Origin of the sequence: Brevundimonas sp. AAP58 (assembly GCF_001295975.1) — a bacterium.
GTDB lineage: Bacteria > Pseudomonadota > Alphaproteobacteria > Caulobacterales > Caulobacteraceae > Brevundimonas.
On record NZ_LJHU01000059.1, the window covers coordinates 1 to 6,298 of the forward strand.

9 protein-coding genes are annotated in these 6,298 nt (G+C 66.3%); 3 read left to right on the top strand and 6 right to left on the bottom strand.

The window, feature by feature from the left end; genetic code table 11:
• Nucleotides 1-227 (bottom strand): YbhB/YbcL family Raf kinase inhibitor-like protein (locus tag IP78_RS08830; protein ID WP_156320344.1); only part of this gene is annotated, 227 nt, incomplete at its 3' end.
• 113 nt (nt 228-340) lie between these two features.
• Between IP78_RS08830 and IP78_RS08835 the strand changes: the two genes are divergently transcribed.
• Both IP78_RS08835 and IP78_RS08840 read left to right on the top strand, forming a co-directional pair.
• Nucleotides 341-988, top strand: coding sequence for a hypothetical protein (locus IP78_RS08835; protein WP_054111320.1), 648 nt, complete (start codon nt 341-343; stop codon nt 986-988).
• Nucleotides 985-1,749 (top strand): aspartyl/asparaginyl beta-hydroxylase domain-containing protein, encoded by a 765-nt coding sequence (locus IP78_RS08840; protein WP_054111321.1) that lies wholly within the window; start codon nt 985-987, stop codon nt 1,747-1,749. Before IP78_RS08835 ends, IP78_RS08840 begins: the two co-directional genes overlap by 4 nt.
• On the opposite strand, the gene purS is transcribed toward IP78_RS08840, so the two are convergent.
• Entirely contained in the window at nt 1,728-1,964 is a 237-nt protein-coding gene (gene purS, locus IP78_RS08845) for a phosphoribosylformylglycinamidine synthase subunit PurS (RefSeq protein ID WP_054111322.1), read from the bottom strand. The two genes, IP78_RS08840 and purS, sit on opposite strands and share 22 nt — an antisense overlap.
• On the bottom strand, nt 1,964-2,722 hold the full coding sequence (gene purC / locus IP78_RS08850; RefSeq protein ID WP_054111326.1) for a phosphoribosylaminoimidazolesuccinocarboxamide synthase: 759 nt from the start codon (nt 2,720-2,722) through the stop codon (nt 1,964-1,966). The genes purS and purC overlap by 1 nt, the downstream gene beginning before the upstream one ends.
• A gap of 302 nt (nt 2,723-3,024) precedes the next feature.
• Between purC and IP78_RS08855 the strand changes: the two genes are divergently transcribed.
• Nucleotides 3,025-3,348, top strand: a complete 324-nt coding sequence (locus IP78_RS08855) for a DUF1476 domain-containing protein (protein ID WP_054111323.1) — start codon at nt 3,025-3,027, stop codon at nt 3,346-3,348.
• 84 nt (nt 3,349-3,432) lie between these two features.
• Here IP78_RS08855 and IP78_RS08860 read toward each other — a convergent pair whose 3' ends face one another.
• The 3 genes from IP78_RS08860 to purB form a co-directional block, all read right to left on the bottom strand.
• Nucleotides 3,433-4,002, bottom strand: coding sequence for a fasciclin domain-containing protein (locus IP78_RS08860; protein WP_082384927.1), 570 nt, complete (start codon nt 4,000-4,002; stop codon nt 3,433-3,435).
• A gap of 264 nt (nt 4,003-4,266) precedes the next feature.
• Nucleotides 4,267-4,848, bottom strand: coding sequence for a fasciclin domain-containing protein (locus IP78_RS08865; RefSeq protein WP_054111324.1), 582 nt, complete (start codon nt 4,846-4,848; stop codon nt 4,267-4,269).
• Nucleotides 4,849-4,972: 124 nt separating this feature from the next.
• On the bottom strand, nt 4,973-6,271 hold the full coding sequence (purB, locus tag IP78_RS08870) for an adenylosuccinate lyase (RefSeq protein WP_054111325.1): 1,299 nt from the start codon (nt 6,269-6,271) through the stop codon (nt 4,973-4,975).
• Between the last annotated feature and the right edge of the window lie 27 nt (nt 6,272-6,298).

Below are 6,298 nucleotides of genomic sequence, written 5' to 3' on the forward strand. Positions count from 1 at the left end.
CCCGCCGTGATCTCGGTGACGTCGGCGGGGATGTTGGCCACCGTCCAGTGCCAGAAGCCCGAGCCGGTCGGGGCGTCCGGGTCATAGCAGGTGATGGCGAACGACTTCGTCCCCTCCGGCGCGCCGGACCATTTCAGGTGCGGGGAGCGGTTGCCGTGGGCGTAGACCTGCGCGTCAGGCAGGGTCTCGCCGTCGGCGAAGTCGTTGGAGGTGACGGTGAAGGCCATGAGCGTGATCCATCCTGAGAGGCGGTTTCTTCAATCTAACGTGAGCTCGTGGGGCGTGTTCAGTTCTGACGTCAAGATATGCTTTTCTGCCAGCGCTGCAGTTCGGAGGCGACGTGCCGGCATCCCTCGTCCATTTCAGTTCGGGTGAACAGGTCCGGCAAGCTGCACGTTTCCGTCGCACCCTGTTCGCCGCCTCTGGCAACCTCGATGAGGCGACCCGGACCGCCGACGAAGCCTTCGACGCCAGCCCCAACTGCATCATCGTCGGCGTGCGCCATGCAGGTGAGATTCACGGCATGATGCGCATCCATGTCGCGGGACGAGACATTCGGCATTCACCGGCGCGAAGCGTTTTCTCCGACGTGATCGATCCGCTGCTCGACAGTGGCTTTCGGGTGGTCGACTCAAGCGGATTCTGCGTTCGAGAGGACCGTGCGGCTGAGCTGATGCGAACCGCGACCCGGCTGCTGGCCGCATCGATCCACATCGCCCGGCGGGTCGCTCCCTCACGCATGGTCGCCACCGCGCGTGGCCGTCACGACCTCTTCTATCGCCAGGTGCTGGGCGGAACGCTCGCGTGCGGGCCGCGGGTCTATCCCGGTCGCGTTCACCCGCTGGCGCTCTATCTCCGACGGACAGAGGACATGATCGACTGGCTGAACACCAGGCAGGGCAGGCGCTTCGATCTCGACCACGCGGATCGCACGATTGTCGATCGGGCCTTGGAGACCATCATGGACAGCATCGGATCGAACCCGTGACCCAGGACGTCGAGGTCGCCCCGCCCCGCACCCTCCAGATGGCCGGTGGCTTCATTCGCCATGTGGAATCGTGGATCGCCAGGGCTTCTCCCCATGGCGACGGTCCCTTCTTCGATCCAGAAGAGTTTCCGTGGACCGCCGCAGTCGAGGACGTCACCCCTCACATTCTGGGTGAGTTACGAGAGCTCATGCTGCGGCTGGATGAGGTTCCGGGATTCGAGGTTGTCTCCCGCGATCAGGAGAAGCTGACGAACGACGGCCGATGGAAGACCTACTTCTTCCGCGGCTACGGACTGGACTTTCCGGAGAACTGCCGCGCCTGTCCGGCGACCTGGGAAGCGCTTCAGCGCATTCCGGGGATGACCACGGCCTTTTTCTCCATACTGGAGCCGCGCAAGCGGATTCCCTCGCATAGGGGCCCTTACAAAGGCGTGCTGAGATATCATCTGGGGCTGGTCGTGCCTGAGGACGAGACCCAGGCGTGGCTGGATGTCGATGGAGAACGGCGAAGCTGGAGCGTCGGTCGCAGCCTGATCTTCGACGACAGCTTTGTTCACAGCGCCGCCAACGACTCGGATCAACTCAGGGTCGTCCTGTTCGTGGACTTCATTCGACCCCTGCCGTTTCCGTTGTCGGGGGTGAACAGGCTGGTGCTCGACCTGATCAGCCGCTCACCGTATGTCCGCGAGGCCAAGGAGAACTATGATCGTTGGCGAGACAGCCGCGCTGCGGCCAAAGCTCAGTCGACCTCGATCCGGTAGCTCTCGATCACCGTGTTGGCGAGCAGCGTCTCGCACATCTTCTTGGCCTCGGCGGCGGGGTCCTCGGCGCCGTCGAGGTCGAACTCGATCAGCTTGCCGACGCGGGCGTTCGACACCCCGGCCCAGCCAAGGCCCTGCAGCGCGCCTTCGACGGCCTTGCCCTGCACGTCCAGAACACCGGGCTTGAGGAAGACGTGAACCTTGACCTTGGCCATCAGTGCAGTCCCCCCTGAATCACGGTCGGCATGTCCTTCATGATGCCGAGGCGACGCGCCACCTCGGCGTAGCTTTCGATCACGTTGCCCAGGTCGCGGCGGAAGCGGTCCTTGTCCAGCTTCTCGCCGGTGGATGAGTCCCACAGGCGGCAGCTGTCCGGGCTGATCTCGTCGGCCAGGATGATGCGCGCGAAGTCGTTTTCCCAGACCCGACCGAACTCGATTTTGAAGTCCACGAGTGTGATGCCGACCGCGCCGAACATGCCCGACAGATAGTCGTTGACCCGCAGCGTCATGGCCAGGATGTCGTCGATCTCCTGGGTGCTCGCCCAGTTGAAGGCCGTGATGTGCTCCTCGGTGACCATCGGGTCGTTGAGCTCGTCCTTCTTGTAGTAGAACTCGATGATGGAGCGGGGCAGCGGCGTGCCCTCCTCGATGCCCAGGCGCTGGCTCAGCGAGCCGGCGACGATGTTGCGGCAGACGACCTCCAGCGGGATGATCTCGACCTCGCGGATCAGCTGTTCGCGCAGGTTCAACCGCTTGATGAAGTGGTTGGTCACCCCGATGCCATTCAGACGCATCATGATGAACTCGCTGATCTTGTTGTTCAGCACGCCCTTGCCCTCCAGCGTCGCCCGCTTCTGGGCGTTGAAGGCGGTGGCGTCGTCCTTGAAGTACTGGATCAGGGTGCCGGGCTCGGGGCCCTCGTAGAGGATCTTGGCCTTGCCTTCGTAGATCTTCTTGCGCTTGGGGGTCATCATGTCGGTCCTTGACCGGGCCTCTCTGGGCGTCGCCGAAAACGAAAATCGCGCGGCCAGAGGGTTCGTCTGGGCGGCGCGATCCGGTCTCGAGCTGAGCGGGGAATGTTTCGCGCCCGCCTTAGCTGAAATCGCCCTGCGACACAAACGCCGACCCGGAGCGAGACCGCTGCGCCACACCGGGCTTGATCCGTGCACGACCGTCCGGCTGCGAGCCGTTATCCATTGCCTTGGAGCCGACGGGGGATATAGACGACGGCCGCTGGCCCGTTCGCGGTCGGCCCGAGGAGCCACGACCACGCATGACGACCTTCAACGATCGGGAAAAGGGCTTTGAGTCCAAATACGCCCTCGATCAGGAGCAAGAGTTCAAGGCCATGGCCCGCAGGAACAAGCTGCTGGGCCTGTGGGCCGCCGAGAAGATGGGCCTGAGCCCGGAATCGGCCGAGGACTACGCCAAGGCGGTGGTCCGCGCCGACTTCGAACAGCCGGGCGAGGAGGACGTGTTCCGCAAGCTGGATCAGGACTTCAAGGGTTCGGGCATCAGCGTCTCGGAAGGCGAGATCCGGTCCAAGATGGACGAGCTGGCCTCGGTGGCTCGCGAGCAGGTCCGCGCCGGCGAGTAAGCGCCGCATCGCCACAGAATCATGACGGCCGGCGGATCGCTCCGCCGGCCGTTTTGCTTTCTGATGGGCGTCAGTGGCCCGGCATCAGTGACCCGGCGTCAGGACGCCGTCGATGACGTGGATCACGCCGTTCGACGCGTTCACGTCCGCCGCCGTGATCCAGAAGGTCTCGCCGGTCGAATCGGTCAGGCGCAGACGGCCGCGCCCGGCGTCCTGGGCGGTCAGCCGTCCGCCCTCGACCGTTGTCAGCGTCGCGCTGCCGCCGCCGACCCGGACGGCCGTGGCCAGGTCGGACGCGGAGATGCGGCCCGGCACGACGTGATAGGTCAGGATGCGGGTCAGCTGGGCGCGCTGGCGCGGCTGGACCAGGCGCTCGACCGTGCCATCCGGCAGCGTGTCGAAGGCGGCGTTGGTCGGGGCGAAGACCGTGAAAGGACCGCTGCCGGACAGCGTGTCGGCCAGGCCCGCGGCCTGTACCGCCGTGACCAGGGTCGAGAAGTCGGGATTCGCTGCGGCGACGCCGACCAGGGTGGTCGAGGTCGCTGCGGCGTGGGCTGAGCGCACGGCGCGGGGCCGGTCGTGGGCCGACACGGTCGTGACGGTCAGGGCCATAGCCGACACGGCGAGCAGGAGCGAACGCGAGATGCGGGTCATCGGGGTAGTCTCCTATGCAGGGCCGCCCTCGGAGCGGGGCGGCTCGAACGGAGCTACCGGGCAAGGTTGCCAGTGGACGCGAACCGCAGCGCTTAAATTTCCGTAATCGACACAGCCGGATGATGGCACGCAGGCACGAAAAAGGGCCGCAGCGGGGGCTGCGGCCCTTCCTCGATCGGGGGCCTGGGGGAAAGCCTCACCCGATATCCTTGCGCCGTGCGCCCCATCGAAATGCGGCGCACGACATTTGGTTCACCGGAAAGATCAGCCCGGCATCACGACGGTGTCGATGGCGTGGATCACGCCGTTCGACGCGGCCACATCGGCCTGGACCACGCGCGAGGTGTTGCCCGCGGCGTCGGTCAGGGTGATCGAACCATCGGCTTCGGCGCGCGCCGTCAAGGTGCCGCCCTGAACGGTGGTCAGGGTGGCCGAACCGCCGCCGGCGGTGATCTGCTCTGCCAGGGCCGCGGCGCTGACGTTACCCGAGACGACGTGATAGGTCAGGATGCCCGTCAGGTCGGCCTTGCCGGCCGGAGCCATCAGGCTTTCGCGCGTGGCCGCCGGGATCTTCTCGAAGGCGGCGTTGGTCGGGGCGAAGACCGTGAACGGGCCGGGGCCGTTCAGCGTCTCGACCAGTTCGGCCGCCTGGACGGCGCTGACCAGGGTCGTGAAGTCCGGGTTGCCCTGGGCGACGGTGACGACCGTACCCGCGGCGGCGGCCGGAGCCTCGGCGGTGGCTTCGGCGGCCGGGGCCTCGGTTTCGGTGCCCGAGTTGCAGGCGGCGAGGCCCAGCAGGGCGACGGCCGATACGGCAGCGAACGTGCGGGTGCGAAGTTGGGTCATTGCGGTTTCCTGAGGTTGAAGGCCCCCCTTCTTCGGGACCGATCAAACCAACGCACGATCCGGTGATCTGGATGCGTGAAAAGACGTCGCTGCGTCATGCCGCCGCAAAGGTCGCAGGGGGGTGTCAGGCCCCGAACACCCGCTCGAACACCGTCTCCACATGCTTGGTGTGGTAGCCGAGGTCGAACAGGGCCTCGAGCTCGGCGTCGGGGACGACGACGTCGGGATCGGCCTTGAGGAAGTCCAGGAAGTTCCCTTCGCCGCGCCAGACCTTCATCGCGTTCCGCTGGACCGCTGCATAGCCGTCCTCGCGCGAGACGCCGGCCTGAGTGAGGGCCAGCAGCACGCGCTGGGAATGCACCAGGCCACCGAGGCGATCCAGATTTCTGGCCATGTTGTCGGGATAGACGACCAGCCGCTCGATCACGGTCGCCAGACGATGCAGGGCGAAATCCAGGTGGATGGTCGCGTCCGGGCCGATGCCGCGCTCGACGGAGGAGTGGCTGATATCGCGCTCGTGCCAGAGGGCGACGTTCTCCATCGCCGGCGTCACGGCGGAGCGGACGAGGCGGGCGAGGCCGGTGAGGTTCTCGGTCAGGATGGGGTTCCGCTTGTGCGGCATGGCCGAGGAGCCCTTCTGGCCGGGATCGAACGGTTCCTCGGCCTCCAGCACCTCGGTGCGCTGCAGATGGCGGATCTCGACGGCCAGTCGCTCGACGGAGGAGGCGACCACGCCCAGGGCGGCGAAGAAGGCGGCGTGGCGGTCGCGCGGGATCACCTGGGTCGAGACGGGCTCGACGGAAAGGCCCATCTTTTCGGCGACGTATTCTTCCACCGCCGGATCGACGTTGGCGAAGGTGCCTACAGCGCCGGAAATGGCGCAGGTGGCGATCTCCTCCCGGGCCGTCATCAGCCGCCGCCGGGCTCGCTGGAACTCGGCGTGGTAGCCGGCGAGCTTGAGGCCGAAGGTGACCGGCTCGGCATGAATGCCGTGGCTGCGGCCGACGCAAGGCGTGTACTTGTGTTCCTTCGCCCGCGTCTCGAGCGCGGCCAGCACCCGGTCGACGCCCGTGATCAGCAGGTCAGACGCGCGGGCCAGCTGGACCGCGAAGCAGGTGTCGAGCACGTCGGATGATGTCATGCCCTGATGCAGGAAGCGGGCTTCCTCGCCGACGGTCTCAGAAACGTGGGTCAGGAAGGCGATGACGTCGTGCTTGGTGGTGCGCTCGATCTCGTCGATGCGATCACTGTCCCAGACCGCGTCCTTGCCCTTGGCCCAGATGGCGTCTGCGGCTTCGCGGGGGATGACGCCCAGCTCGGCCATCCTGGTCGCGGCGTGGGCCTCGATCTCGAACCAGATTCGATACTTGGTCTCGGGCGACCACAGGGCGACGGCGTCGGGGCGGGCGTAGCGGCTGATCATGGGGCGGGGTAAAGGCGGTGCGACCCG

Excerpts from the sequence above, each read along its gene's own strand:
- purS (WP_054111322.1), bottom strand. The coding sequence starts at position 1,964 with ATGGCCAAGGTCAAGGTTCACGTCTTCCTCAAGCCCGGTGTTCTGGAC.
- purC (WP_054111326.1), bottom strand. The coding sequence starts at position 2,722 with ATGACCCCCAAGCGCAAGAAGATCTACGAAGGCAAGGCCAAGATCCTC.
- IP78_RS08855 (WP_054111323.1), top strand. The coding sequence starts at position 3,025 with ATGACGACCTTCAACGATCGGGAAAAGGGCTTTGAGTCCAAATACGCC.
- IP78_RS08860 (WP_082384927.1), bottom strand. The coding sequence starts at position 4,002 with ATGACCCGCATCTCGCGTTCGCTCCTGCTCGCCGTGTCGGCTATGGCC.
- IP78_RS08865 (WP_054111324.1), bottom strand. The coding sequence starts at position 4,848 with ATGACCCAACTTCGCACCCGCACGTTCGCTGCCGTATCGGCCGTCGCC.
- purB (WP_054111325.1), bottom strand. The coding sequence starts at position 6,271 with ATGATCAGCCGCTACGCCCGCCCCGACGCCGTCGCCCTGTGGTCGCCC.